This is a genomic window from Streptomyces sp. NBC_01431 (assembly GCF_036231355.1).
In the GTDB taxonomy this organism is placed as follows: domain Bacteria; phylum Actinomycetota; class Actinomycetes; order Streptomycetales; family Streptomycetaceae; genus Streptomyces.
In genome coordinates this window covers 1,107,734-1,133,426 of the sequence record NZ_CP109496.1, presented here as the reverse complement: position 1 = coordinate 1,133,426, position 25,693 = coordinate 1,107,734, and the positions used below count along the sequence as shown (strand labels likewise).

Below are 25,693 nucleotides of genomic sequence, written 5' to 3'. Positions count from 1 at the left end.
GTGTTCGAGTTTTTCACCGAGTGCGCCAGGCGGGCGGTGGTCGCGTCGCAGGACGAGGCGATCGCCCTCGGTCACGACTTCATCGGCACGGAGCACATCCTGCTCGGCCTCGCCGCAACCGAGGACAGCACCGCCTGGGAGGTGCTGACCGCACAGGGCCTCGGGCTGGAGCGCGCCCGTGAGGAGACCGTACGGCTCCTCGAAGCGGCCGGGGTACCGAGCACCGGCGGGCAGCCCGCCAAGGACGCTCTCGCCTCGATCGGCATCGATGTCGAGGAGATCAAGCGCCAGGCCGACAGCAGCTTCGGCCCCGGCGCGTTCCAGTACCCGAGGCCCGCGTACACGGCGCACGCGAAGAAGGCCCTGGAGTGCACCCTTCGCGAGGCGAAGGCTCTCGGGCACGACCGGTTCGGCACGGAACACGTGCTGCTCGGTCTACTGGCGGCCGGCGAGGGGCGAGGACTCGACGTCCTGGCGGCACTGGGCGCGGATCCCTCCGGGCTGCGCGCGGCGGTACTGGCCCAGGTCGCCCCGAACCACCCCTAGGGTCAGGTGAGTTGGGGCGCTCCCGGAGATCCGGGCGCGCCCCAACCCTGGTTCACCACGGGCGGCGCCGCCCGCGGGGCGCTGAGCGTTCCCTGTGCTCGGCTGCGGGTCCGTTGTCGCTGGTCGCGCAGTTCCCCGCGCCCCTTTGGGGCGCGGGCCCTTCCGCTTCCCCGGGGGCGGGCGGTTTGGTCCGGACGGCGATCGCTCCGTACCATGGCGCTTTTGGGAACGTGATACCCACGGATGATCGAGGAACCCAGCGGCGATGACGGTGACAGAGGACTTCCAGGACCAGGAGCAGGGTCCCGGTGTCGACGAGCGGCCCGAGCAGGGCGTTGACCAGGACTTCGGGCCCGGCATCGACCCCGAGCGGCTCGCGCTCTGCCTGAGCGTGCTGGCGGAACTCGACCAGATCGACGTCGACCATCCCGACGCGATCACCGTGCGCCGCGCCACCGCCGGCGTCTACCGGACCGTGAAGCAGCGCCGTCGCCAGGAGCGCCGCGCCGCCAAGACCGCCCACGACCGCGCCGTCACCGAGGCCACCGCCACCGGCTCCGCCGAGCGCATCGACGACGAGACCGAAGGCCTGTTGCCGTCCTCGTCCGTCACCGGCGAGATCGCGGGCATACTCCAGCGCCCCCGGTCCTGCTACATCTGCAAGGGCCGGTACGTCGAGGTCGACGCGTTCTACCACCAGCTGTGCCAGAAGTGCGCCGCCGAGAACCGGGCCCGCCGCGACGCCCGCACCGATCTCACCGGCAAGCGCGCCCTGCTCACCGGCGGCCGCGCCAAGATCGGCATGTACATCGCCCTGCGGCTCCTTCGTGACGGCGCGCACACCACGATCACGACCCGCTTCCCGAACGACGCGATCCGCCGCTTCAAGGCGATGGACGACTCCGCGGACTGGATGCACCGCCTCGAAGTCGTCGGCATCGACCTGCGCGACCCGGCGCAGGCGGTCGCCCTGGCCGAGCGGACCGCGGCGCAGGGACCGCTGGACATCCTGATCAACAACGCCACCCAGACCGTGCGCCGGCTGCCGTCCGCCTACGCCGCCCTGGTCGACGGCGAGAGCGCGGCACTGCCCGCCGGCGAGCTCCCCGCCCGCCACGTCATCGGCGCCTTCAACTCCGGTGCGGTCGACGGTCTGACGGCGCTGCCCGCCGGCACCTCCGGTCTCGACGCCCAGCGGGTCGCCGACCTCGCCCTGGTCGCGGGCAACGCCAGCCTCGCCCGGCACCAGGACGGCACCGCCCTCGACGCGGGGGGTCTGCTCCCGGACGTCGTCGACACCAACACCTGGGTGCAGTCCATCGACCAGATCTCGCCGGTCGAGCTGCTCGAAACGCAGCTGTGCAACTACACCGCGCCGTTCATCCTGATCAGCAGCCTGCGCCCGGTGATGGCCGAGGCCGCCCGCAAGGCGCCGAACGGCCGTGCCTACGTGGTGAACGTCTCGGCGATGGAAGGCGTCTTCAGCCGCGGCTACAAGGGCGCCGGGCACCCCAACACCAACGCCGCCAAGGCGGCCATGAACATGGTCACCCGGACCAGCGGCCAGGAGATGTTCGAGACCGACAAGATCCTCATGACCTCGGTCGACACCGGCTGGATCACCGACGAGCGCCCGCACCACGACAAGCTGCGCCTGGCCGAGGAGGGCTTCCACGCCCCGCTCGACCTCGTGGACGGCGCGGCCCGCGTCTACGACCCGATCGTGCGCGGCGAACTCGGCGAGGACCTGCACAGCGTCTTCCTCAAGGACTACGCACCCGCCAACTGGTAGTCCGCGATTTCGGGGGCGGCGCGCAAGTGCCGCCCCCTTGTCTTCAACAGCCGCCGCGCGAGGGCTACTTGAGCTCCCCGGCGACACGCTCAAGCACCGGCCGCCAGTCCTCCATGACGCCCGCGTCCAGCCCCACGACCTTGCCCGCGTCGTCGGCCTGCCGCAGCGTCACCGCGTCCTCGGCCAGCGGGTCCAGGGCGAAGGCCGCCGCCTCCTCGGGCCCCATCACCCCGCCCTGCGCCCGCAGCGTCAGCGCGCTCTGCGGCGAGAGGGTGCGGTCCGGCTCGACGGCCGCCAGATAGCGCTTCGCCGGAACGTGCAGCCGTACGAGCTGGGCCACCCGCCCGCCGAGCAGCGGCCGCACCACCCGCGCCACGGTGTCGGCGTGGCCCGCGTCGTCACCCGGTCGGAGCAGATGGCCGAGATCGTGTACGAGCCCCGCGACCTGGAGCTCCTTGTCGGCCGGGTGCGAGCGGCGCAGCAGGTGGGCGGTCTGCAACGCGTGATCGTGCAGGTCGACCGGATCGCCGCTGCGGTCCGGGGTGTCCCAGGCTCCGCGGCAGGCTTCGAGCAGTTCCATCAGCTCGTCGACCGAGCGCACGGGCGCCGCCGGACCGGTCCTGCTCGACAGCTCCATGTGGTCTCCTCCCCGCGCGCGGCAGCGACCCCAAGAGGAGATCATGGCGGGATGAACACCGGGCTGAACGCTCGGCGAAGGAAAGTTGACGCAAAGGAAGCGGCGCTATCGAGCGCGACCGCGCTCATTTGGTTACTCTGAACCGAACGGTAGCCACAGCGGGTCCACCAACCTTCGAGGCCCGTTCCGGATCCGGCGCGCAACCTGTGGCCGTGATGCGGACAGAGTGCCGGCGCCACCGCGTCAGAACTTCCCTTGCCCCTGCCCTGCGGGCGGACACCGGGTCGAGATCGACGCTTGCCGGGACGCTTCAGGGTTACGCGACACAAAGGAGTGCGCGGTGACACCAGAGACGACAGAACGCGAACACCGGACGCCGGAACGCGGCGGCGAGCGGGCCGGACGGCCCGAGAAGCTCCGCTACCTGGAGGCCTGGGCCCGATCGGCCCCGATCCGCCTCGCGGGTTACGAAGAGGACCTCGCGGAGCCGCACATCCTGCCCGGCATCGACTGACCTGCGGCCGCCTGCCGACCCGTGCCCCCCGCCTGTGCCGGGGGGCACGGGTCGGCGAGGGGCCGCTACCCGGGCCGGTTCCGTACGGGGACACCCATGCCCGAGCCCAGCGGATGACGGCCAACGCGCCCTGACAGCAAGCGAGTTAGGCGCCGCGCCCCGGGGGCGATCTGTCGCCCAAGAGTGCGGCGCGGCAGGATGACCGGCATGTCCGAGACACCCGGTGACAGCACCGCATTCCATGACCTGTCCGCCTTCCTCGCGACCCCGCGGGTGACCGCCCTCGCGCTCTCGCCCGACGGCAACCGGCTGGTGGCCGCCGTGCAGAGCCTCAACGGCAAGGGCAACCGGTATGTGTCGGGGCTGTGGGAGATCGATCCCGCGGGCGGGCGCGAGCCGCGTCGGCTGACCCGCTCCCACAAGGGCGAGTCCGCGCCCGCGTTCGCCGCCGACGGAACGCTCTACTTCCTCTCCGGCCGCGAGGACAGCGACCCCGGCGCGGCGAAGGACACCGCGGAGGGCTCCGCGGTGTGGGCCCTGCCGGCGAGCGGCGAGGCCGCGCTGATAGCCCGCCACCCCGGCGGCATCGCCGGATTCACCCTCGCCCGCGACACCGGCGCCCTCGCCTACACCGCCGGACTGCTGCCCGGCGCGGCCGACGCCGAGGCGCACGGAAAGCTCCGCAAGGACCGCGCCGAAGCGAAGGTCACCGCGATCCTGTACGAGTCCGGGCTCACCCGGTTCTGGAACCGCGACCTCGGCCCCGACGAGGCGCACACCTTCGTCCGCACCGGTGACGACGGCGCCGCGGTCGACGCGGGCGGGCAGGGCTTCGTGAGCGAGGCCGACACCGCCCTGTCGCCCGACGGCACCCGCGTCGCCCACACCCGCTTCGAGCACGGCCGGGTGCCGGACGACAACCGCACCGTCGTCGTGGTCGCCGACGCGACGACCGGCGAACGGCTGCACGTCGTCGACCGCGCCGGATACGCCTACGGCGCCCCGCTGTTCACCGCCGACGGCACCGGTCTGATCTGCGCGCGCCAGCTCAGGGAGACCTACCAGGAGCCGTACAGCTGGACGCTCGTCCGCATCGACCTGGCGAGCGGCGCGGAGAGCGAGCTGATGCCGGACTTCCCGAACTGGCCGGCCGGCGCCGTCGTGTCGCCGCGTCCCGACCAGGCCACCTTGTGGTTCACCGCCGACGAACTCGGCCACCGCCCCGTCTTCCGGCGCGACCCCGACGGCACCGTCACCCGCCTCACCGTCTCCGGCGCGTACACCTCGCTCTGCGTCGCGCCCGACGGACGCACGCTGTACGCGCTGCGCAGCTCTGTGGACGCGCCGCCCACCCCGGTCCGCCTCGACGCCGCCGAACCCGACCAGGAACCGGCCGAGCTCAAGGCGCCCGGCGGGGTGGGCCGACTGCCGGGCACCCTGACCGAGGTGCACACGGCGGGCGACGACGGATTCCCGCTGCGCGCCTGGCTGGTGCTGCCGGAAGGGGCGTCCGCCGAGCGGCCCGCGCCACTGGTCCTCGTCCCGCACGGCGGCCCGCACAGCTCGTGGAACGCCTGGACCTGGCGCTGGAACCCGTGGCCCTTCACGGCGCGCGGCTACGCGGTGCTGCTGCCCGATCCGGCGATGTCGTCCGGGTACGGGCCCCGGATGCACGAGCGCGGCTGGGGGCAGTGGGGCGGCACGCCCTACCGGGACCTGATGGCGATGACGGACACCGCCGAGGCCCGCCCGGACATCGACGCGACGCGCACCGGACTCGCGGGTGCCTCCTACGGCGGCTACATGGCCAACCGGATCGCGACGCTGACGGACCGCTTCAAGGCGATCGTCTCGCACGCGGGCCTGTGGGACCTGCCCTCGCACCAGGCCGTCACGGACGCCTCGGCCTACCACCGGCGGATCTTCGGCGACCCGCTGACCCGGCCGGAGCGCCACGAGGAGAACTCCCCGTCCTTCGCGGCGGACCGCATCCGCACGCCCATGCTGGTGGTGCACGGAGCGAAGGACTACCGGGTCCCGGTCGGCCAGGGCATGGCCCTGTTCCAGGAGCTCCAGCGCCGCGAAGTCCCGGCGAAATTCCTGTACTTCCCCGACGAGGGCCACTGGATCCTCACCCCCGCCCACGCCCGCCTGTGGTATTCGGCCCTCCTGAACTTCCTGGACCACCATGTGCTCGGCCAGGAGTGGCGGCGTCCCGAACTGCTGTGACACGTCCGGATGGTGACGATCCATCAGGTGACTCAGCGGCTCAGAGGTCGGATGAGTTCGTGAAGCATGCCTATTCCAGGCATGTTTGAGGCATTGACATGTCCCTGATTCGCTTCAATCATCGGATGTCATGACCGAACTTCCCAGACGTCACGTACTCGGAATGACGGCGGGGGCGGCAGTCGGCGCCGCCCTTCTCTCGCCGGCCACGGCCGATGCGAGCCCCCTGGCCACCCCCGCCGACGCGGCCGCCGCCGATGGCGGGTGGGGGGCGGTCCCCCCGGCCGTCCCCGTAGCCCTCGACCGCTGGTTCGACAACGACGGCATCGACACCGCCAGCGCCCGCGGCGGCGACTTCGACGGCTCCGGGTACACGTACCCCGCGGAGGAACTACCCACGGGCGCCGTGGAGTTGGACGGCGTACGGTATGTCTTCCCCGGCGCCGCCGCCGGAGCGAAGAACAACATCGTCGCGCTCGGACAACGCATCGACCTGCCGCCTGGGCGCTATCTGTCCGCCCTGTTCCTCGTCGCCGCCAGCTACGGTGCCGCATCGGGGCAGGCGACCGTCCACTACGCCGACGGCAGTACCTCGGCCGCCGCACTCGGCGGCCCCGACTGGTACGGAGGCAGCGGACAGTTGACGGCCGCCTACCGCTACGGGCCGGACGGGTCGAAGGACCCGCACCCGGTCGTCGTCGCCACGGCCGAACTGCCCATGGACCCCGGCCGTGAGGCCGTCGCGCTCACCCTCCCCGTCACCAACCCCGCCCAGCCGGACAAACCGGCCCTGCACGTCTTCGCGCTGTCCCTGCAACCCGCCGCCGAGGGCCGCGCGATCGCCCTGCGCGATGCCCGCTCGACCACCACCTCGCTCGCCTCGGGCGCCCAGAGCGTCGAAGCCACCGTCGTCAACGCGGGCACCGTCACCCTGCTCGCCTCCGACTCGCTGAGCGTCGAGGTCGAGGTCGACGGCGCCCGAACGGTGGAAGCCGCCCGCATCCCCCGGCTCCATCCGGGAGACCAGGCCAGGGTCCGCATCGGTATCCGGCCCCGGGCCGGAACCGCCCCCGGCACCGTGCGCGACGGGCACGTGGTGGCGCGCGGCCGGGGGCGCGACGCTGCCTCCGTCGCCCGCCAACTCACCCTCGGCGTACCGGACTTCGCACCGACCGACGCCTCGCTGTCCTCGCACCAGGCGCCCTACTGGTTCCAGGACGCCAAGTTCGGCATCTTCATCCACTGGGGCGTCTACTCCGTACCGGCCTGGGCGCCGGTCGGGGTGCAGTACGCCGAGTGGTACTGGTCCCAGATGCAGGACCCGAAGAACCCCACGTACGCCTACCACCGTCAGACCTACGGCGAGTCCTTCAACTACGACGACTTCATCCCGCGCTTCACCGCCGAACGGTTCGACCCCCGCTCCTGGGTCGAGCTGTTCCGCGACGCCGGCGCCCAGTACCACGTCCTCACCTCCAAGCACCACGAAGGCTTCGCGCTGTGGGACAGCAAGGTGTCCGACCGCAACGCGGTGCAGATGGGGCCGAAGAAGGACCTGGTCCGCGCCCTGTTCGAGGCGTCCAAGCGGTACGCGCCGGAACTCCACCGGGGCCTGTACTTCTCGATGCCGGAGTGGTTCAACCCGGACAGCCCCTGGCAGGGACACGGCCCGCGCAACCCGTACACCCTCCAGCCGCTCCCGTACACCGGCTACACCCCCGGCAAGGACTACATCAAGGATCTCCAGGCCCCGCAGATGCTGGAGCTGGTCGAGGGGTACGACCCGGAGATCCTGTGGTGCGACATCGGCGGCGCCAACGACAGCCACCGTGTGCTCACCGAGTACTTCAACCACGCCAAGAACCGGCCCCGGCCCATCGAGGTGACCGTCAACAACCGCTCCGGCATCGGGCCGCACGACTTCACCACGCCCGAGTACGCCACGTACGACACGGTGGTGACGGCGAAGTGGGAGGCGAGCCGCGGCCTGGACCCGTTCAGCTACGGCTACAACCAGGCCACCCCCGACGACAGGTACATGAGCACCGAGGAGGTCGTGCACACCCTCGTCGACATCGTCAGCAAGAACGGCAACTTCCTGCTCGACATCGGACCGCGGGCCGACGGCACCATCCCCGAGGTCATGCAGCGCCGGCTGCGCGAGACGGGGCAGTGGCTCAAAACCAACGGCGAGGCGATCTACGGTTCCACGTACTGGGCGCGGATGCCCCAGCTCGGCGCCGATCTGCGGTTCACGGTACGGCCGGGGCGCGCCTTCTACATCCACTCGCTGGCCAAGCCGGGGGCCACCCTCACCGTCGAGGCGCCCGTGCCGATCCGGGCCGGCGACCGGGTCACCATGCTCGGACACGGGCGGCCGCTCACCTGGCGGACCACCGGCGGCGGACTCGTCATCGACGTACCGCCCGCCGCGCGGGCGGCGGGCAGCCACACCTGGGTGTTCAAGGTGGAGTGGCTGCGCTGAGCCGTTGACTCGGCCGGACCCCGTCCGTTTGCGGGACGCGCGCGGCTGCGGCACACAATGAGGGAGCAACTCGGGGCGTACAGGTGGGAGATCCACGTGCCCTCGACCCTGCGCAGATGCGCTGCCGCGGCCGCCGTGCTGTCCTTCGCCGCCTTCGCCGCCGGATGCGGCGGCGGCGCCAGCAGCGCCGACGATCAGCAGGACCTCGACCTCCAGCCGATCGCGGCAGCCGGACCGGACCCGTTCACCGAGTCCACCGCCGAGTCCACGGCGACCCCCACACCGTCGGCTCCGCCCGGTTCGCGGAGCAGCGCGCCGACCCCGGGCCTCCAGATGACGCGGCCCGTCTCCGGCGCCGCACCGGGCCTGTACGGCGGTACGCAGTCGGTCGCCAGCTGTGACGTGGAGAAGCAGATCACCTTCCTCGTCGGCGACCGGACCAAGGAGCGGGCCTTCGCGGACGCGGCCGGAATCGACCCGGCCGACATCCCGACCTTCCTGCGCGGACTGACCCCCGTGGTGCTGCGGGTCGACACCCGGGTCACCAACCACGGCTTCAGGGGCGGCGCGGCCACCAGTTTCCAGTCGGTGCTGCAAGCGGGCACCGCGGTCCTCGTCGACGACCACGGCGAGCCGCGCGTGCGGTGCGCCTGCGGGAACCCGCTGAAGCCGCCCAACGCCCACCAGGGCAACTGGACCGACAAGGGCAAGCCGTGGCCGGGCTACCGGCCCAGCCAGGTCATCGTCATCCGGCCGACCACGGTGGTCATCAACAGCCTCGTGATCGTCAACATCACCAACAACACCTGGATCGAGCGGCCGACCGGCGACGACGGGCAGCACGACCGACGGCGCCCCGACATCACGATCGACCCGAAGAAGCCGCCCGTCCCCGAGCCGTCCTCCCCGAGCCCCAGCAGCTCGCCGCACGTCAGCTCCTCGCCGCCGTCGCCGAGCCCCGAATGCCCCAGTCCCGCGCCGACGGTCACCGTCACCGAGACGCCCACCGCGTCGCAGCCGCCCCGCTCCGGGCCGCCGCTCGCCCTGCCGCGCTCACCGGAACCGCCCCCGAGCAACTGCCCGACCGCGACGCGGACGGTGACCGCCTCGCCGTCCGCCCCGGTGGCGGGCCCGTCGACGCCGTCGCCCGCGACGCCCTCGACCCCGGCTCCGCCGCAGCCGCCCGACGGCGGGACCAGCGCACAGCCCTCGCCGTCGACCGGCGTCCCCTCCGGTCCGCCGAGCGAGCCGGACTCCGGCATCATCGGGCCCTCACCGGATGCGGAGAACGTCTGAGCCCGCTGGGCCCGAAGGCCGACGGGAGCCCTGCCGCGCCGCGCGGCAGGGCTCCCGTCCGCCACCGCGGCGGCCCTCCCCGTCCCGCGCGGGCGGCTCCGACAACTCTCCGCCTCCCACGTGCGAGCGCTCCGGGGTGCGCCTAGCGTGGCCCCATGGACGCGGGTACAGGGGGTGCGGGGGCGGGGGAGGCGTGCCAGTGCGGCGACCTCTCCGGCGGCGCGGAGTGCCGTTTCCTTCACGCCTACGGCCCAGACCTGCGGATGGGCAGCTTCGACTGGGACCTGGTCACCGGTCTCCTGCACATGGACGAGCCGGCGCTCGGCGTGTTCGACCTGCGTCCCGACGAGTACGACAACAAGCCCGACACGCTGAGCGCCCGCGTGCCGCCCGCCGAGGCCGTCCGGCTCGACGCGCTCGTCTCGCAGGCCCTGAAGAACGGCAGCGTCAACTACGGGGTGTACTTCCGCATCCGGCGCCGCGACGGCGGCCTGCGCTGGACCCACACCCAGGGCTTCGTGCGCCGGGACGAGACCGGCCGCCCGCTGCGCATCATCGGCATCGTCCGCGACGCGACCCAGGAACTCGCCGAATCCACCGCCGGGGCCGGCCTCGACGACGAACGGCGCCGCACCACCAGCGTCGTGGAGGCCACCACCGCCGCCCTGGCGCACGCCAGGACGGTCAAGGACGTCATCGACGTCATGAAGGACTCGCGGGGCCCCGAGTACCTCGGCGCCACCAGCCTCGTCATGGGGCTCCTGGAGTCCGGCCGCATCCACCTCATCGCCGAGGGGCCCGCGGACAGCTTCGTGCCGGGCACCCGGTGGACCCGGATCGACGAGGAGTACCCGATGAGCGAGGTGATCCGCACCCTCGCACCCCGCTTCATCGAATCGCCCGAGGACTTCGCCTCGTCCTACCCTGTCCTGTGGCCGAACATCAGCGGCCTCGGCATCACCTCCGCCGCCTATCTGCCGCTGATCGCCCAGGCCCGCCCGATCGGCGCGCTCGGGCTGCTCTACAGCGGCAAGTACGGATTCACCAGCGACGAGCGCAACCTCCTTGTGACGCTGGGCAGTTCGATCGCCCAGTCCCTCCAGCGGGCCATGCTGTACGAGCAGGAGCACGACCTCGCCGAGGGGCTCCAGCAGGCGATGCTGCCGCGCCGCATCCCCGAGGTGCCCGGCGCCCAGCTCGCGGTCCGCTACCGCTCGGCCAAGTTCGGCCGGGACATCGGCGGCGACTGGTACGACGTGATCCCGCTGCCCGGCGGCCGGGTCGGCGTGGCCATCGGCGACGTACAGGGGCACGACACGCACGCCGCCGCCGTGATGGGGCAGCTGCGCATCGTGCTGCGCGCGTACGCCGCCGAAGGGCACTCGCCGGCCACCGTGATGGCGCGGGCGTCGGTCTTCCTGCACGAGCTGGACACCGACCGGTTCGCCACCTGCACCTACGCGGAGGCCGACCTGAGCACCGGCGTGGTGCAGATGGTGCGAGCCGGGCACGTGGACCCACTGGTGCGCCTCGTGGACGGCAGCTGCCACAGGCTGCCGGTGGAGGGCGGTCTTCCGCTCGGGCTCTCGGCCGAGTTCGGGCGGCTCGAATACCCGGTGTCGACCGTCGAACTCGACCCGGGCCAGACCCTGTTGCTCTACACCGACGGACTCGTCGAGCAGCCCGGAGCCGACCTGGACGACGGGATGCAGCTCCTGGCCTCCCTGGTCCGCTCCGGCCCCGAGGACCTGGAGCAGCTCGCCGACCGGCTCTGCGACGTGACGGACGAGCGGGGCGGCGACGACGACGTGGCACTGCTGCTCCTGCGCCGTCACGCCATGGAAGCACCGCAGAGCGGCGGCAGGCTCCGTCAGCACGTCGCGCAGAACGACCCGGAGGCGCTGCGCTCGTCGCGGCACATGATCCGCGCGGCGGTCCGCGCCTGGGGCGCCCGGGAGCGCGCCGACGAGATCGAACTCGCCGCCGACGAGCTCATCACCAACGCCCTCATGCACACCGACGGCGGGGCGATCGTCACCATCCGGGTGCTCTCCGGCGCCGAACGCCGGCTGCGCGTCGAGGTCGAGGACCGGTCCAGCGCCCTGCCGCGCCGTCGCGAAGCGGGCGACTCCGGGGTGTCCGGGCGCGGCCTGATGCTGGTCGACCGGCTCGCCGACGTGTGGGGCGTGGAGTCGCGCGGCAGCGGCAAGTGCGTGTGGTGCGAGTTCGTCGTGCCGGAGCGCGAATCCCCTGACCGGTACTGATCGGTGATGGCCAGTGAGCCGATCAATACCTGGCAGTAACTATATGTAACAGTTCATTACTTGACCGTAACCGGGCACCGGGGTTTGACTGCTCATCCTGTACGGGCGCCACCGTCGCCGCCCGTCCGCCTCCGAGCGACCCGAGGATCCCCTTGAGCAGTGAGCTGCTGGCACCTCTTGATCTGGCGTTCTGGCACCTCGAATCGGCGGAGCACCCCATGCATCTGGGTGCGCTGGCGCACTTCGACGCGTCGCCCGCCACCGGCGGCGAGCAGATCCTCGACCTCCTCGCGGAGCGTGCCGCGGCCATCGGCCGGCTGCGGATGTGCGTACGCGACGTCTGGCTGCCCGTGGGTGGCGCGGCCTGGGTCGCCGACAAGGACTTCGACGTCCGCCGCCACGTCCAACACGTCCGGCTGCCCGCGGGAGACTTCGGCGCCGAAGCCGCCCGCGTCGCGGGGGAGTTGATGGAACGCCCCCTGGAGCGCGGCCTGCCGCCCTGGCGGATGTACGTCCTGACCGGTGAGGACGACGGCGCGTTCGCCGTCCTGGTGAAGCTGCACCACGCGCTCGCCGACGGCATGCGCGCGGTCGCCATCGGTGCGGGCATCCTCGACCAGCTCGCCCAGCCGCGTGCCCGGCGCCACCGCACGGTACCGCCGCGCTCCTGGCTGCCGGGGCCGGGCCAGGTCGCCGGATTCGCCCGCGAGCGGGTCGGCGACCTGACCCGGGCTGTGGGCATAGGCGCCTGTGTGATGCGGGCCGGACGCCTGGAGCTCGGCTCGGGCTCGGCGCTCACCGCCGATTCCAGCGGAACCCGCCGCCTCGCCACCGCCGTGCTCGACCACGAGGACGTCCAGCGCGTACGCCGGGCCGAGGGCGGCACCGCCAACGACGTCCTGCTCGCGGTCGTCGCGGGCGGGCTGCGCCGCTGGCTCCTGGAGCGCGGATCGCGGATCCCCGGCGCCGAACCGCGTGCCCTGGTCCCCGTCTCGCGCCGCCGCCCAGGCGCCCCGCCCGGCGCGGGCAACAAGCTCTCCGCCTATCTGCTCGGCCTCCCGGTCGCCGAGCCCGACCCGCTGGCCAGGCTCGCCTCCGTGCGCACCGCCATGGACCGCAACAAGGCCGCCGGGCCGGGCCGGGGCGCCGGGGCGGTCGCCCTGCTCGCCGACCAACTCCCGTCGCTGGCCCACCGGTTCGGCGCCCCGCTGGCCGGGAGCGCGGCCCGCATCCTCTTCGACGTGCTCGTCACCAGCGTGCCGCTGCCCCGCTCCCGGCTCTCGCTCGGCGGCTGCCCCCTGCGTGCCCTTTACCCGATGGCGCCGCTCGCCCGCGGCCAGTCCCTGGCCGTCGCCCTGTCCACGTACGACGGCCGCGTCCACATCGGCCTGGTGGCCGACGGCAAGGCCGTCCCCGACGTCGACCGGCTCGCCGCCTGCTTCGGGCAGGAGCTGGCGGAACTCCTCGGGGCCAGCGCGGCTCGCTGAGGCCGCCCGGCCGGGGCACCCTGGTAGGTATGCCGGAACTGCCCGAAGTCGAGGCGCTGCGGGACTTCCTGGCCGACCAGCTGGTCGGGCGGGAGATCGCGGATGTCCTGCCCGTCGCGATCAGCGTCCTGAAGACCTACGACCCGCCGTACACCGCGCTGGCCGGGCGCACCGTCACCGGTGTCGCCCGGCACGGCAAGTTCCTCGACATCGACGCCGACGGGCTGCACCTGTGCGTACACCTCGCCCGCGCGGGCTGGCTGCGCTGGCACGACGCCCTGCCCGCCGCCCCGCCGAAACCCGGCAAGGGCCCGCTCGCCCTGCGCGTCGCGCTGACCGGCGGCGCCGGCTTCGACCTCACCGAGGCGGGCACCCGCAAGAGCCTCGCCGCCCACCTCGTCCACGACCCGCAGGAGGTCCCCGGCATCGCCCGGCTCGGCCCAGACCCGCTGGCCCCCGGCTTCGGCCGCGACGAATTGGCCGCCCTGCTCGCCGGGGAGCGCCGTCAGCTCAAGGGGGCCCTGCGCGACCAGTCCCTCATCGCGGGCATCGGAAACGCGTACAGCGACGAAATCCTCCACGCCGCCCGCATGTCACCGTTCAAACCGGTCGCGCACCTCACCGAAGAGGAGATCACCGCACTGTACGAGGCGCTGCGCACCACTCTCACCGACGCGGTGGAGCGCTCGCGGGGCCTCGCCGCGGGCCGGCTCAAGGCCGAGAAGAAGAGCGGCCTGCGCGTCCACGGCAGAACCGGCCTGCCCTGCCCGGTCTGCGGCGACACGGTGCGCGAGGTGTCCTTCGCCGACAGCTCCCTCCAGTACTGCGCCACCTGCCAGACGGGCGGCAAGGTCCTCGCGGACCGGCGCCTGTCGAAACTGCTCAAATGACTCCGACCCCGCGGCCGCTCACGCCGGGGTGATCGTCGCCAGCCGAGTCCCCTGGGCCGTACGCACCTCGAACCGGGCGATGTCGCCCTGCGCCAGTGCCGCCGCGCCCCGCATCCGGACCGGCTGCCCGCCCGGGTCCGCCCAGGTCGCCACCGTCTGCTCCGTGCCGTCCCGGCCCACCGCGACCAGCGTGCACGACGCCGTGGGCGCGCCCGCCAGGCCGAGTTCCACATCGGTGCCCCAGCCCTCGGACGCCGTCACCACGGACGCCGTCACCCCGGGCGCGTGCGAGGCCAGCTGCCACGGCGGGGCCGCCGGCCGCAGGGCGAAGCCGATCCCGCCGACCGTCAGTACCGCGGCCGCGGCCACCAGAGCGATCCGCGTCACGCGACCGCGCCGGCGCCGTCTCGCCACCGCCCCCAGCATCCGGTGCAGCATCTGGGCCGACGCTGGACCCGGGTAGGTCACCCCGCCCGCCGTGTACGCGGCGAGCAGCGCCGTCACACCGCCGAACTCGGCGAGCAACCCTCTGCACATGGCGCACCCCGCGAGATGCTCCTCGAACCGGAAGGTCTCGGCGGCGCCGAGCACGCCGATGGCGTAGGCCCCGACGTCCTGATGGATCTGCGGCGAACTCATGCTGTCAGGTACGCAGAAACCGGCCCGAACACTCAAGACACACCGCCGTCGCCCACCTAAACTCCGGCCTCATGCTGCGTGTACTGGCGGTCGACGACGAAGCCCCCGCCCTGGAAGAACTCCTCTACCTCCTGCGCTCCGACCCCCGGATCCGCTCCGCCGAAGGCGCGACCGGTGCCACCGAAGCCCTACGGCTGATCGGGGCCGCCCTGGACGCGGGACCCGACGGCGGCGAACGGGGCGTCGACGTGGTCTTCCTCGACATCCACATGGCCGGGCTCACCGGTCTCGACATCGCCCGCCTGCTCGCCGGATTCGCCCGCCCGCCGCTGATCGTCTTCGTCACCGCCCACGAGGACTTCGCCGTCCAGGCCTTCGACCTCAAGGCCGTCGACTACGTCCTCAAACCGGTGCGCGGCGAGCGGCTCGCCGAAGCCGTGCGCCGCGTCGCCGAGTTGACCGCCGACCGCGGGGCGAGCGTCCAGGAAGGGGACCAGATACCCGTCGAACTCGGCGGTGTCACCCGCTTCCTGGCCATCGCGGACATCACCTACGCCGAAGCGCGGGGCGACTACGCCCGCCTGCACACCGCCCACGGCAGCCACCTCGTGCGGATCCCGCTGTCCACCCTGGAGGAGCGCTGGCGCAGCCGCGGGTTCGTCCGTGTCCACCGCAGCCATCTCGTCGCCCTCGACCGCATCGACGAACTCCGCCTGGAAGCGGGCAGCATGAGCGTGCGGGTCGGTGACGCCGAACTCCCCGTCAGCCGGCGCCACGCGCGCACCGTACGCGACCGCCTGCTGCGCCGCACCAGGCCCTGACCTGCCCTTCCCGGAGCCGGGATGCGCTGCGTACACTCCGCGCCATGTCCGCAGAGCAGGCCGGCCGGCGCGAGACGGTCACGGGGGAGCCGAGGAGGGTCCGTCCGCTGCCCCGCCACCGCGCCCAGTCCGAGATCGACGAGCAGACCGCACTCGGCGGCGCCTACGTCCGCTCCCTGATGCGCGGTCAACTGCGCGCCGGCCTCACCGGGTTCGCGGTGCTCGCCCTCACCGTCGCCACCCTGCCGCTCGCCCTGGGCGCGCTGCGCGACGACTCGGTCACCTTCTTCGTGCTCGGCTTCGCCGTGTACCCGCCGCTCGGCCTGATCGCCTGGTGGTACGTGCGCACCGCCGAGCGCAACGAACGGGACTTCGCCCGCCTCGTCGCCGACCGGCCGACGGACGGGCGCCGCGCCCCGTGAGCCAGACGTACGCCGTGGTGGCGGTGGCCTCCGTCGTCCTCGCGACCGCCCTCGTCGGCGGCTTCGGCCTGCGTGTCTCACGCACCACCTCCGACTTCTACGTCGCCTCCCGCACAGTGGGTCCCGGCCTCAACGCGGCCGCCATCAGCGGCGAATACCTCTCCGCCGCCTCCTTCCTCGGCATCGCGGGGCTCGTCCTGGTCCAGGGCCCGGACATGCTCTGGTACCCCGTCGGCTACACGGCGGGCTACCTCGTCCTGCTGCTCTTCGTCGCGGCCCCGCTGCGCCGCTCCGGCGCCTACACGCTGCCCGACTTCGCGGAGGGGCGGCTCGAATCGCGGGCCGTGCGGCGCCTGGTGAGCGTGTTCGTGGTCGGCGCGGGCTGGCTGTATCTGGTGCCCCAACTCCAGGGCGCGGGGCTGACGTTGAAGATCCTGACCGGCGCGCCCGGCTGGCTCGGTCCGGTACTCGTCGCGGGCGTCGTGGTCCTCGCGGTCGCCGCGGGCGGCATGCGCTCCATCACCTTCGTCCAGGCCTTCCAGTACTGGCTGAAGCTGACCGCGCTGCTCGTCCCCGTGTTCTTCCTGCTCCTCGCCTGGCAGGGCGACGGCGCTCCGCGCCCCGTCTACGACGAACCGGCCACGCTGCGCCAGCAGCGGACCGTGCACTTCGCCGACGCCCTGACCCTGCGCCTGGCGCAGCCCCTCTCCGTCCGCGCCACCGGCACCGTCGACGGCCGCCGCCACGACGGCGAGACGCTGACGCTCCCGGCGGGCGAGCACCGCATCGCGGCCGGCGCCCGGCTGGCGCTCGCCGCCGAAACCCGCGTCCCCACGGCCACCGGCCGCGGCGACCACCCGCTGTACGCCACGTACGGCCTCATCGTGGCCACCTTCCTCGGCACCATGGGCCTGCCCCATGTCGTCGTCCGCTTCTACACCAGCCCGGGGGGCCGCGAGGCGCGCCGTGCCACCGTCGTCGTCCTCGCCCTGATCGGCGCGTTCTACCTACTGCCACCCGTCTACGGCGCGCTGGGACGCCTGTACACACCCGAACTCGGGCTGACCGGTGACGCCGACGCGGCCGTCCTGCTGCTGCCCGAGCGGCTCGTCGGCGGGACCGGCGGCGATCTGCTCGGCGCGCTCGTCGCGGGCGGCGCGTTCGCCGCCTTCCTGTCCACCGCCTCCGGGCTCACCATGGCGGTCGCCGGAGTCCTCACCCAGGACGTGCTCCCCTCCCGCGGCGTACGCCACTTCCGCCTCGCGACCCCGCTCGCCATCTCCGTGCCGCTGCTCGGCGCACTGCTGGTCAGCGGGGTGCCGGTGGCCGACGCGGTGGGCATGGCGTTCGCGGTGTCCGCGTCCTCGTTCTGCCCGCTGCTCGTGCTCGGCATCTGGTGGCGGCGCCTGACCCCGCCGGGCGCGGCCGCCGGGCTGCTGCTCGGCGGCGGCTCCGCGCTGCTCGCCGTCGCCGTCACCGTCCTCGGGGCGGCCCCGACCGGCCTCGCGCACACGCTGCTCGCCTGGCCCGCCCCGTGGTCGGTGCCCGTCGGCTTCCTCGCCATGGTCCTGGTGTCGCTTGCCACCCCGGCCCGGATCCCGCCCGGCACCAACGCCGCCCTGACCCGCTTCCACCTGCCCGAGGCCCTGGCCGGCGGGTCAGGGGTGCGCCGATGACCCTGGCCGCACTGCTCTTCCTCGGCCCACTGCTCGCCGCCGCCGGATTCCTGCTCGGGCGGCGCACCGCCCGCACCCGGCGCCCCAGCGACGTCGGAACACCCGTCGAGCTCGCCACCTTCGAGACCCTGCACACCGCCTCCCTGGCCGCGCCCCCGCTGCGGGCCGGCCTCACCGCCGAGGCCGCCCGCAAATCGGCCCGCCGGCTGCGCTCGCTGCTCGGCACCGACGCGCTCTGCCTCACCGACCGCGACACCATCCTGACCTGGGACGGGGCGGGGGAGCAGCACCACAGCGCCCACATCATGGATCAGATGGCGGCGTTGCTCGACACCGGACGCGACCGGGCGTTCCCGCTGTCCTGCGAGGACCTGGACTGCCCGCTGCGCTGGGCGGTGGCCGTCCCGCTGACGGTGGACGACCGGGTCCTCGGCACGCTGATCGCCTGCGCGCCCCGCGAGTCGGCGGTGCTCGCGCGGGCGGCGGGCGAGGTCGGCCGCTGGGTCTCCGTACAGCTGGAGCTAGCCGAACTCGACCGCTCCCGCACCCGGTTGATCGAAGCCGAGATCAAGGCCCTGCGCGCCCAGATCTCACCGCATTTCATCTTCAACTCACTCGCCGCCATCGCCTCCTTCGTGCGGACCGACCCGGAGCGCGCCCGCGAACTCCTCCTGGAATTCGCCGACTTCACCCGGTACTCGTTCCGCAGACATGGAGACTTCACCACGCTCGCCGACGAACTCCACTCCATCGACCAGTACTTGGCCCTGGCTCGGGCCCGGTTCGGCGACCGCCTGTCGGTCACCCTCCAGGTGGCTCCGGAAGTGCTGCCCGTGGCCCTCCCCTTCCTCTGCCTCCAGCCGCTCGTGGAGAACGCCGTCAAGCACGGCATCGAAGGCGCGGTCGCGACCAGCCGCATCACCATCAGCGCCCTGGACGCGGGCAACGAGGCCGAGGTCGTCATCGAGGACGACGGCGTCGGCATGGATCCGCAACGGCTGCGCCGCATCCTGCGCGGCGACGGCGGCCCGTCCACCGGCATCGGTCTGCTCAACGTCGACGAACGGCTGCGGCAGGTGTACGGAGACGCGTACGGCCTGGTCATCGAGACCGGCGTCGGCGCGGGCATGAAAGTCACGGCCCGCATACCCAAATACCGTGCGGGTGTGCATAGTTGACGTGACGTCAGAAGAGGTGGATCGCCAAGTGGCCGAGCGGCAGCCCGAGTTCCCAGGCGGGTGTCCACACCCGGGGCTCGTCCTCCTCGCTCGCACGCGGATCCACCCCGCCCGGGACCACCGCGTCCAGATCCGCCGCGAGCAGCTCGGTCTCCTCCAGCCACCGCCAGGCGGCCCGCGCCATCGCGAGATCGGGACCCGGATCCGCGGCGTGGACCAGGTGCCGCAGCCGCGAACAGACCCAGCGCCGCCACGGCCGCCCGGCCGCGGTGAGCGAACTCCATTCTTCGAGCCGGGCCACCACACGCGCCCCGCCGACCGCCCCGTCGGACAGGAAGATCGTCAGGGCCAGCGCGTTGCGCCCCGCCCGGAACTCCAGCGTCGTCGGCGGCATCAGATCGCCGGTACGCAACAACTCGTCTGCGATGTACTCGGCGTACATCCATGCCATCGGCACCACCAGCTCGCCACCGCTGGTCCCGTTACTTCCCTCCGGACGCATCCTGTCTCGCCTCTTTCATCGACCGTCCCGGCGCTCCCGGGGAGCTCCAGGGAGCATTGAACCGGGGGCGCGTGCCCGCCGTGGCCAGAAGGGCAGGATCCGTCACAAGTCACGAGGTGCTCATGCATGTGCGGCAGCTGCTCGGCGCTTACGTACTCGGTGCTCTCGCCCCCGGCGAGGGCCGTTTCGTCGCCGCGCATCTGCGCCGTTGTGCCGGATGCCGGACCGCCTACCGGGAGGTCGCGGACACGCCGTCGCTGCTCGCCCTGCTCGCCGAGACGGACCTGGCGCCCGTTGAGCAGAGCCCTTCGGGCCCTGAGGAAGAATAGCCGGGCAGCACCCGGGCCAACGCACGCAACGCGTAGTACGCACGGGACTTGACGGTTCCCGGCGCGATGCCGAGCGCCGTCGCGGCCTCGTTCACGCTCTGGCCGCGGAAATACAACTGCACGAGAACCGCCCGGTGTTGGGGGCTGAGCGTCCGCACGGCCTCGCGGACGTCGAGCGCGGCGGCGGCGCGCTCCGTGTGGTCGCCGGGCTCCGCCGTGGTGAGCAGCACCTCGTCGCCGACCTCGGCGGGCCGGGCGAGCCGGCCCCGGTGCGCGTCGATCGCGAGCCGCCGCGCGACCGTGAACAGCCACGGCCGCATCGAGCGGTACGGCGCCTCGAAGGCCTCGGGATGCTGCCAGGCCCGCACCAGGGTCTCCTGTGCGAGATCCTCGGCCCGCTGCCGGTCGCCCAGGGTCAGCCGGAGCAGGAAGCGGAGCAGCGCCGGACCGTGCGCCCGCTGGAGTTCGGCCAGATCCGTTTCGGGGGCGTACCGCCGCAGGTCCGCGACTGTCGTGCTCATCGTGAACGCCCTTTCCCCGGATGCCGTCGCCCGCAGCCCGTATCCGAGCGCATCCGGGCGGAAGGCGACAGATCGCGCACCGCACGGTGCGACAAGCGGTCGAAGCGGGCGGCGAGTGGTGCGGCGAGCGGTCCCCGGGCGGGGCGACACGCGGGAGGGCATGCGTCCGATCCAGCGGTCTTCGGTCATATGAACGGCTTGTCGGCTTGACCGGGCCGTGCTCGGGAGGTGGATTTCGGACAGAGGACCGCCCCCGATCAACGGAGCCCGACACCGATGCAGCAGCCGATCCAGCGCGCGAGAGGCAGGGCGGCGGCCGTCGCGGCCCTCCTGTTCGCGGCCACAGCAGGATGCGGCGACGGGCACCGGCCCGCCCCCGCACCTCCGCACCCGCAGCGGTCCCCGGCCTCCGGGGGCGCCGTCGCCCAGCGGCCGTTCACCCTGGTCGCCACCGGCGACGTACTCCCGCACGACTCGACCATCGAGCGCGCCAACTCCGATGCGGGCGGCAGGGGTTACGACTTCAGACCGATGCTCGCCGGGGTCAAGCCGATCATCTCCCGGGCCGATCTGGCGATCTGCCACATGGAGACCGTGTACGGACCGGACGAGGGCCCCTTCACCGGATACCCGGCGTTCAAGTCCCCGCCGCAGATCGCCGCCGCGCTCAAGGACACCGGCTACGACTCCTGCTCCACGGCCTCCAACCACACCCTGGACGACGGCGCCGACGGCGTCGCCCGCACCCTGAAGGCCTTCGACAAGGTGGGGCTGCGCCACACCGGGTCCGGCCGCACCGCCCAGGAGTCGGCGCGGCCCGCGCTGCTGTCGGCGGGCGGCGCCAAGGTCGCGCAACTCGCGTACACCTACGACACCAACGACCACCCGATGCCGGACGGACAGCCGTGGGCGGTCCACCTCATCGACCAGAAGAAGATCATCGCGGATGCGCGGGCGGCCAGGGCCGCGGGCGCCGACCTCGTGGTGGTCAGCGTCCACTGGGGCACCGAGTGGCAGACCGAGCCCGACGAGCAGCAGCTCACCCTCGGCAAGGCACTCACCGCGTCGAAGACCGGCGGCCGCCCCGACATCGACCTGATCCTCGGCACCCACGCGCACATCCCGCAGCCGTACGAGAAGGTCAACGGCACCTGGATCGTGTACGGGGAGGGCGACCAGATCGCGGGCGAGATGTTCAACGAGACGGACGCGCGCGACGACCGCGGCAACATGAGTTCCATCGCCCGCTTCACCTTCGCGCCGCCCGTCAAACCGGGCGCCCGCTGGGAGGTCACCAAGGCCGAGTTCGTACCGCAGTGGATCGACGTCGACCTCGGCCGCGTGATGAGCCTGCCCGACGCCCTGGCCAAGGCGCCCGGCCGGGACGAGTACACCGTGGCGCAGGAGCACATCAAGGAGGCGGTGCTCAGCCGCGGTGCGGCGAAGGACGGCCTGACGATGGGGCGCTGAGCAGGCGGGTGGAAGTCCGGTGCGCCACCTCGCTTAAGCGGCGCCGAGACAGCGCCGGATTGCTCAGGACGAACCGCTGGACCCGTTCCACATGTGTGGCTGCGCCTCGGTGGGCCCCCATCGGCCCGCGGCCGGCGAACGCCCCTTCCCACGGAGCGCTACGGCACTACCGTCACCGGCCAGCGGCCCGCCTTCACCAGGCGGACGGCCACCGAGCCGACGATGCGGTGCCCGGCCGACTCCGAGGCGCCCACCACCACCGCGTCCGCCGTCAGCTCGTCGGCCGCCGTCACCAGTCCGGAGTACGGGTCGCCCCGGAAGGTGTGGAACTCCCAGCGGACGTCCCAGATCTCCCGGACCCGCTCCGCAGCCGCCCTGATCTCGGCGACCAGGCCCTCGGCGATCTCGCCGGTCGTGTCGGCGACGGGAGCGCCGAGCGCGACCCCCGCCGAAAGGACCGGCTGGACGTAGACGATGGCGAGCAGCGCGTTCTGCCGCCGGGCCAGGCCACTGGCGTACGCCGCCGCCCGGAGCGAGGATTCCGAGCCGTCGACGCCGACGACGATCACCTTCGGACCGTCGGTACCGCGCTCGAACCGCTGCGACCGGTGGTGGGGCTGAGGCTGCTGCTCTGTCACGCACTGAGGCTAACCGGCCGGGTGCCCCGTCCGACAGGCGGCCCGGCGCCGGTCTCCCTAGAGTGCTGAGCATGACTGTCAGCGAGACGGCGCCGATACCGTCCCGGGCCGGCTTTCTGGGGCGGGTGCCCGAAGCGTTCGCGATGTACTTCGGCGCGCTCGGCCTGTACTGCGGCGTCATCTCGATCATCCCCGCGCTGCGCCGGGTGCTCTTCCCCATCTCCTGGTTCCTCGACCGCGTCAGCGTGCCGGTCAGCGCCAACCTCGCGTACGCCGTCTTCCTGCTGCTGCTCGCCGCGGCGATCGGCGCCCGCAAGAAGGTCGCCTGGTGGCTGGTCGTCTGCTACCTGGGCCTGCTGTTCCTGCTCGACGCGCTGCTGCTCACTGTCGCCGACTGGTCATGGATTTCCAACGGCGTGTTCTGCGGCGCCGCACTGGTGGTGCTGATCCTCGCCCGCCGCCAGTTCTACGCCGAGACCCGGCGCGGCGCGTTCCGCCGGGCGATGGGGGTGCTGCTCCTCGGACTCGCCGCGGGCGTGCTGGTCGGCTGGGGTCTCGTCGAGCTGTTCCCCGACACGCTGCCGCGCGGCCAGCGCCTGCTGTGGGCCACCAACCGCGTCTTCGGCGGCCTGGCTTCCAACGGCCAGTTCGACGGGAGGCCGCCGCGGCCCCTCTACTTCGTCCTCGGCCTGTTCGGCGCGATCGCCCTGCTGAGCGCCGCCGCCACCCTCTTCCGCTCGCAGCGCATGGAGGCCGCCCTGCACGGCGACGAGGAGCCGCGCATCCGCGCGCTGCTCGGCGCCTACGGCGGGCGGGACTCGCTGGGCTACTTCGCGACCCGCCGCGACAAGGCGGTCGTCTTCTCGCCCAGCGGCAAGGCCGCCGTCACCTACCGGGTGGAGACCGGCGTGGCACTCGCCAGCGGTGATCCGGTCGGCGACCGGGCGGCCTGGGGCCCGGCCATCGACGCCTGGCTCGACGTCGCCCGGCAGTACGCCTGGGCGCCCGCCGTGATGGGCGCCTCCGAGGAGGGGGCCACCGTCTACGCCCGGCACGGGCTCGGCGCCATCCAGCTCGGCGACGAGGCGATCCTGAACGTCGCCAAGTTCGACCTCGACGGCCGCGACATGCGCGTCACCCGCCAGGCCGTCCGCCGCGTCGCGCGGACCGGCGCGACCACCCGGATCCGCCGCCACTCGGCGCTCACCGACGAGGAGATGCAGCAGATCATCGACCGCGCCGACGCCTGGCGCGACACCGAGACCGAGCGGGGCTTCTCCATGGCCCTGGACCGGCTCGGCGACCCCGCCGACGGCGACTGCCTGCTCGTGGAGGCCTCCGACGCCGACGGCGCACTGATCGCGCTGCTCTCCTTCGTGCCCTGGGGCGCCGACGGCATCTCGCTCGACCTGATGCGGCGCGACCGCACCGCGCCCAACGGCGTGATGGAGTTCATGGTCGCCGAACTCTGCGCGTACGCACCGAAGGTGGGGGTGCGCCGGATCTCGCTCAACTTCGCGGTGTTCCGCTCGGCCTTCGAGGAAGGCGCCCGGATCGGCGCCGGACCGGTGCTGCGGATGTGGCGCAAACTGCTGCTGTTCTTCTCCAGGTGGTGGCAGTTGGAGGCGCTCTACCGCTCCAACGTGAAGTACCAGCCGCAGTGGTATCCCCGCTTCCTCTGCTACGGCGACGCCGGCTCGCTCGCCCGGGTCGGACTCGCCTCCGGCATCGCCGAGGGCTTCGTCTCCGTACCGAGCCTGCGCAAACTCTGGGGCAAGGGGCGACCACGGGGCGGCATCAGCAAGCCCGTCACCACCGAAGGGCTGCCCTCCATCGAGGCCCTGGGACTCGCGGGCCCCGGCGCCACCGAACTGACGGAGCGTCAACTCCCCGAGCAGGTAAGGGTGCGCCACCGCAAGCTCGACCGGCTGCGCGCGGACGGCACCGATCCCTACCCCGTCGTCGTTCCGGCGCGCACCCACACCCTCGCGCGGCTCAAGGCCGCGGGCGAGGGTGAGCAGGCCACGGTGGCGGGCCGGGTCATGGCCGTACGCGACTTCGGCGGTGTCGTCTTCGCCGTCCTGCGCGACTGGTCCGGCGATCTGCAACTGGTCCTCACCCGCGCGGGCGCGGGCGCCGCCGTGCTCGGCCGGTTCACCCAGGACGTCGACCTCGGCGACCACATCACCGCCACCGGCACGACCGCCACCAGCGACAAGGGCGAACTCTCGCTGTTCGCCACCAACTGGCAGATGACCGCCAAGTGCCTGCGCCCGCTGCCCGACAAGCGGCGCGGCCTGGCCGACCCCGAGGCCCGGGTGCGCCGCCGCTACCTCGACCTGGTGGCGAGCCCCGAGGCCCGCGAGGTCGTCCGGGCCCGCTCCACCGCTGTCCAGGCGCTACGCCAGGGCCTGTTGGAGCGGGGCTATCTGGAGGTCGAGACACCGATGCTCCAGCAGATCCACGGCGGCGCCAACGCCCGTCCCTTCACCACCCACATCAACGCCTACGACCTGGACCTGTATCTGCGCATCGCGCCCGAGCTGTATCTGAAACGGCTCTGCGTCGGCGGCATCGAGAAGGTCTTCGAGATGGGCCGCACCTTCCGCAACGAAGGCGTCTCCTACAAGCACAACCCCGAGTTCACGATGCTGGAGGCCTACCAGGCGTACGCCGACTACGACGTGATGCTCGACCTCACCCGGGAGCTGATCCAGGGCGCCGCCACGGCCGCCTTCGGCGCGCCGATCGCCCGCAAGGCGGGCCCCGACGGCACGGTCGTCGAGTACGACATCTCCGGACCGTGGCCGGTCAAGACGCTGTACGGGGCGGTGTCCGAGGCGCTCGGCGAGGAGATCGGCGCCGACACCGACGAACGGACGCTGCGCCGGCTCTGCGACCGCGCCGCGGTGCCGCACGCCCCGGACAGCTCGCGCGGCGACGTGGTGCTGGAAATGTACGAGCGACTGGTCGAGGAGAAGACGCAGCTGCCCACCTTCTACAAGGACTTCCCCACCGAGGTCTCCCCGCTGACCCGCCAGCACCGCACCGACCCCCGGCTCGCCGAGCGCTGGGACCTGGTGGCCTTCGGAACCGAACTGGGCACCGCCTACTCGGAGTTGACCGATCCGGTCGAGCAGCGGCGCAGGCTCACCGCGCAGTCGCTCCTCGCCGCGGGCGGCGACCCGGAGGCGATGGAGATCGACGAGGACTTCCTCGACGCGCTCGAATACGCCATGCCGCCGACCGGTGGTCTCGGCATCGGAGTGGACCGGCTCGTCATGTTCCTTACCGGCCTCACCATCCGCGAGACCCTCCCCTTCCCCCTGGTCCGCCGCACCTGAGCCCCGCCCGCCG

The 25,693-nt window shown here is 72.6% G+C and carries 21 protein-coding genes; 16 read left to right on the top strand and 5 right to left on the bottom strand.

Annotation, left to right across the window (positions count from 1 at the left end; all coding sequences use genetic code 11):
* Complete coding sequence (locus tag OG522_RS05420) at nucleotides 1–546, top strand: Clp protease N-terminal domain-containing protein (protein ID WP_329461776.1); 546 nt, start codon at nucleotides 1–3, stop codon at nucleotides 544–546.
* Nucleotides 547–811: 265 nt separating this feature from the next.
* On the top strand, nucleotides 812–2,338 hold the full coding sequence (locus OG522_RS05415) for an SDR family NAD(P)-dependent oxidoreductase (protein ID WP_329461775.1): 1,527 nt from the start codon (nucleotides 812–814) through the stop codon (nucleotides 2,336–2,338).
* 64 nt (nucleotides 2,339–2,402) lie between these two features.
* Here OG522_RS05415 and OG522_RS05410 read toward each other — a convergent pair whose 3' ends face one another.
* Nucleotides 2,403–2,975, bottom strand: coding sequence for an inositol oxygenase family protein (locus OG522_RS05410; protein ID WP_329461774.1), 573 nt, complete (start codon nucleotides 2,973–2,975; stop codon nucleotides 2,403–2,405).
* Between the two features lie 340 nt (nucleotides 2,976–3,315).
* Here OG522_RS05410 and OG522_RS05405 point away from each other — a divergent pair, with 340 nt between their 5' ends.
* The 7 genes from OG522_RS05405 (at nucleotide 3,316) to OG522_RS05375 (ending at nucleotide 14,140) form a co-directional block, all read left to right on the top strand.
* Entirely contained in the window at nucleotides 3,316–3,489 is a 174-nt protein-coding gene (locus tag OG522_RS05405; RefSeq protein ID WP_329461773.1) for a hypothetical protein, read from the top strand.
* Between the two features lie 207 nt (nucleotides 3,490–3,696).
* Complete coding sequence (locus tag OG522_RS05400) at nucleotides 3,697–5,718, top strand: S9 family peptidase (protein ID WP_329461772.1); 2,022 nt, start codon at nucleotides 3,697–3,699, stop codon at nucleotides 5,716–5,718.
* Nucleotides 5,719–5,848: 130 nt separating this feature from the next.
* A complete protein-coding gene (locus OG522_RS05395; protein WP_329461771.1) occupies nucleotides 5,849–8,203 on the top strand; it encodes an alpha-L-fucosidase in 2,355 nt (784 codons plus the stop codon).
* Nucleotides 8,204–8,299: 96 nt separating this feature from the next.
* Nucleotides 8,300–9,499, top strand: a complete 1,200-nt coding sequence (locus tag OG522_RS05390) for a DUF6777 domain-containing protein (protein WP_329461770.1) — start codon at nucleotides 8,300–8,302, stop codon at nucleotides 9,497–9,499.
* A gap of 263 nt (nucleotides 9,500–9,762) precedes the next feature.
* Nucleotides 9,763–11,763 (top strand): SpoIIE family protein phosphatase, encoded by a 2,001-nt coding sequence (locus OG522_RS05385; RefSeq protein WP_329467496.1) that lies wholly within the window; start codon nucleotides 9,763–9,765, stop codon nucleotides 11,761–11,763.
* A 152-nt stretch (nucleotides 11,764–11,915) separates the two neighbouring features.
* Nucleotides 11,916–13,250, top strand: coding sequence for a wax ester/triacylglycerol synthase family O-acyltransferase (locus tag OG522_RS05380; RefSeq protein ID WP_329461769.1), 1,335 nt, complete (start codon nucleotides 11,916–11,918; stop codon nucleotides 13,248–13,250).
* A 29-nt stretch (nucleotides 13,251–13,279) separates the two neighbouring features.
* Nucleotides 13,280–14,140 carry an Fpg/Nei family DNA glycosylase gene (locus OG522_RS05375; RefSeq protein WP_329461768.1) on the top strand — a complete coding sequence of 287 codons (861 nt, stop codon included), beginning with the start codon at nucleotides 13,280–13,282 and terminating at the stop codon, nucleotides 14,138–14,140.
* Between the two features lie 18 nt (nucleotides 14,141–14,158).
* On the opposite strand, the gene OG522_RS05370 is transcribed toward OG522_RS05375, so the two are convergent.
* Nucleotides 14,159–14,779: an anti-sigma factor family protein gene (locus tag OG522_RS05370; RefSeq protein ID WP_329461767.1), complete on the bottom strand. Its 621-nt coding sequence runs from the start codon at nucleotides 14,777–14,779 to the stop codon at nucleotides 14,159–14,161.
* Nucleotides 14,780–14,850: 71 nt separating this feature from the next.
* Here OG522_RS05370 and OG522_RS05365 point away from each other — a divergent pair, with 71 nt between their 5' ends.
* From OG522_RS05365 to OG522_RS05350, 4 genes are read left to right on the top strand one after another with little or no spacing between them, the layout of a single operon-like run.
* Nucleotides 14,851–15,600, top strand: a complete 750-nt coding sequence (locus OG522_RS05365) for a LytR/AlgR family response regulator transcription factor (RefSeq protein ID WP_329461766.1) — start codon at nucleotides 14,851–14,853, stop codon at nucleotides 15,598–15,600.
* A 44-nt stretch (nucleotides 15,601–15,644) separates the two neighbouring features.
* Nucleotides 15,645–16,022 (top strand): hypothetical protein, encoded by a 378-nt coding sequence (locus OG522_RS05360; RefSeq protein WP_329461765.1) that lies wholly within the window; start codon nucleotides 15,645–15,647, stop codon nucleotides 16,020–16,022.
* Entirely contained in the window at nucleotides 16,019–17,698 is a 1,680-nt protein-coding gene (locus OG522_RS05355) for a sodium/solute symporter (RefSeq protein WP_329461764.1), read from the top strand. The genes OG522_RS05360 and OG522_RS05355 overlap by 4 nt, the downstream gene beginning before the upstream one ends.
* Nucleotides 17,695–18,876, top strand: coding sequence for a sensor histidine kinase (locus tag OG522_RS05350; RefSeq protein ID WP_329461763.1), 1,182 nt, complete (start codon nucleotides 17,695–17,697; stop codon nucleotides 18,874–18,876). Before OG522_RS05355 ends, OG522_RS05350 begins: the two co-directional genes overlap by 4 nt.
* Nucleotides 18,877–18,883: 7 nt before the next feature.
* On the opposite strand, the gene OG522_RS05345 is transcribed toward OG522_RS05350, so the two are convergent.
* The gene (locus OG522_RS05345; protein WP_329461762.1) at nucleotides 18,884–19,378 is read right to left on the bottom strand and encodes a hypothetical protein; all 495 of its coding nucleotides are present in this window, start codon (nucleotides 19,376–19,378) and stop codon (nucleotides 18,884–18,886) included.
* Between OG522_RS05345 and OG522_RS41200 the strand changes: the two genes are divergently transcribed.
* Nucleotides 19,321–19,707, top strand: coding sequence for a zf-HC2 domain-containing protein (locus OG522_RS41200; protein WP_385517153.1), 387 nt, complete (start codon nucleotides 19,321–19,323; stop codon nucleotides 19,705–19,707). The two genes, OG522_RS05345 and OG522_RS41200, sit on opposite strands and share 58 nt — an antisense overlap.
* Here OG522_RS41200 and OG522_RS05335 read toward each other — a convergent pair.
* A complete protein-coding gene (locus OG522_RS05335; RefSeq protein ID WP_329461760.1) occupies nucleotides 19,608–20,228 on the bottom strand; it encodes a sigma-70 family RNA polymerase sigma factor in 621 nt (206 codons plus the stop codon). The genes OG522_RS41200 and OG522_RS05335 overlap by 100 nt on opposite strands.
* Before the next feature lie 276 nt (nucleotides 20,229–20,504).
* On the opposite strand from OG522_RS05335, the gene OG522_RS05330 reads away from it, so the two are divergent.
* A complete protein-coding gene (locus OG522_RS05330) occupies nucleotides 20,505–21,698 on the top strand; it encodes a CapA family protein (protein ID WP_329461759.1) in 1,194 nt (397 codons plus the stop codon).
* Nucleotides 21,699–21,856: 158 nt separating this feature from the next.
* On the opposite strand, the gene OG522_RS05325 is transcribed toward OG522_RS05330, so the two are convergent.
* Nucleotides 21,857–22,336 carry a universal stress protein gene (locus OG522_RS05325; RefSeq protein ID WP_329461758.1) on the bottom strand — a complete coding sequence of 160 codons (480 nt, stop codon included), beginning with the start codon at nucleotides 22,334–22,336 and terminating at the stop codon, nucleotides 21,857–21,859.
* Nucleotides 22,337–22,407: 71 nt separating this feature from the next.
* Here OG522_RS05325 and lysX point away from each other — a divergent pair, with 71 nt between their 5' ends.
* Nucleotides 22,408–25,680: a bifunctional lysylphosphatidylglycerol synthetase/lysine--tRNA ligase LysX gene (gene lysX, locus OG522_RS05320; RefSeq protein WP_329461757.1), complete on the top strand. Its 3,273-nt coding sequence runs from the start codon at nucleotides 22,408–22,410 to the stop codon at nucleotides 25,678–25,680.
* Nucleotides 25,681–25,693: the final 13 nt, after the last annotated feature.

What these genes read in the sequence shown, in the direction of transcription:
- OG522_RS05400 (WP_329461772.1), top strand. Translation starts at nt 3,697, where the DNA reads ATGTCCGAGACACCCGGTGACAGCACCGCATTCCATGACCTGTCCGCC.
- OG522_RS05370 (WP_329461767.1), bottom strand. Translation starts at nt 14,779, where the DNA reads ATGAGTTCGCCGCAGATCCATCAGGACGTCGGGGCCTACGCCATCGGC.
- OG522_RS05330 (WP_329461759.1), top strand. Translation starts at nt 20,505, where the DNA reads ATGCAGCAGCCGATCCAGCGCGCGAGAGGCAGGGCGGCGGCCGTCGCG.
- OG522_RS41200 (WP_385517153.1), top strand. Translation starts at nt 19,321, where the DNA reads ATGCCATCGGCACCACCAGCTCGCCACCGCTGGTCCCGTTACTTCCCT.
- OG522_RS05415 (WP_329461775.1), top strand. Translation starts at nt 812, where the DNA reads ATGACGGTGACAGAGGACTTCCAGGACCAGGAGCAGGGTCCCGGTGTC.
- OG522_RS05335 (WP_329461760.1), bottom strand. Translation starts at nt 20,228, where the DNA reads ATGAGCACGACAGTCGCGGACCTGCGGCGGTACGCCCCCGAAACGGAT.
- OG522_RS05410 (WP_329461774.1), bottom strand. Translation starts at nt 2,975, where the DNA reads ATGGAGCTGTCGAGCAGGACCGGTCCGGCGGCGCCCGTGCGCTCGGTC.
- OG522_RS05395 (WP_329461771.1), top strand. Translation starts at nt 5,849, where the DNA reads ATGACCGAACTTCCCAGACGTCACGTACTCGGAATGACGGCGGGGGCG.
- lysX (WP_329461757.1), top strand. Translation starts at nt 22,408, where the DNA reads ATGACTGTCAGCGAGACGGCGCCGATACCGTCCCGGGCCGGCTTTCTG.
- OG522_RS05375 (WP_329461768.1), top strand. Translation starts at nt 13,280, where the DNA reads ATGCCGGAACTGCCCGAAGTCGAGGCGCTGCGGGACTTCCTGGCCGAC.
- OG522_RS05360 (WP_329461765.1), top strand. Translation starts at nt 15,645, where the DNA reads ATGTCCGCAGAGCAGGCCGGCCGGCGCGAGACGGTCACGGGGGAGCCG.
- OG522_RS05350 (WP_329461763.1), top strand. Translation starts at nt 17,695, where the DNA reads ATGACCCTGGCCGCACTGCTCTTCCTCGGCCCACTGCTCGCCGCCGCC.
- OG522_RS05365 (WP_329461766.1), top strand. Translation starts at nt 14,851, where the DNA reads ATGCTGCGTGTACTGGCGGTCGACGACGAAGCCCCCGCCCTGGAAGAA.
- OG522_RS05345 (WP_329461762.1), bottom strand. Translation starts at nt 19,378, where the DNA reads ATGCGTCCGGAGGGAAGTAACGGGACCAGCGGTGGCGAGCTGGTGGTG.
- OG522_RS05385 (WP_329467496.1), top strand. Translation starts at nt 9,763, where the DNA reads ATGGGCAGCTTCGACTGGGACCTGGTCACCGGTCTCCTGCACATGGAC.